The 223-nt window shown below is 58.7% G+C and carries 1 protein-coding gene; it reads left to right on the top strand.

Translation table 11 applies throughout. The features are described from left to right. Positions 1 to 223, top strand: a 223-nt coding sequence (locus E4K09_RS01605) for an acyl-CoA dehydrogenase family protein (RefSeq protein ID WP_280177434.1), incomplete at both ends; no start/stop codon positions are given.

The raw sequence follows: 223 nt of genomic DNA, 5'->3' as shown, positions 1-223 counted from the left end.
GGACGTCGGCGCCCGGCTTCTGGATCAAGGTGAGGCAGTCCGCTTCGCTCTTGAGAAGGCCGAAGATCTCACCGCACTTTGCCGTCTTGCTGATACCGTTGGCACGATGGAGGAGATGTTGCTGCTGACTGTCGAGCACTTGAACACGAGGCAACAGTTCGGTCGGGCGCTCGCCACTTTTCAGGTGTTGCAGCATCGTGTGGCGGAGATGTTCACCGAGTTG

Source organism: Microvirga pakistanensis (assembly GCF_004458765.1).
Classification (GTDB): Bacteria; Pseudomonadota; Alphaproteobacteria; order Rhizobiales; family Beijerinckiaceae; genus Microvirga; species Microvirga pakistanensis.
The sequence above is the reverse complement of the archived record's forward strand: the minus strand, read 5'-3'. Positions and strand labels throughout refer to the sequence as shown.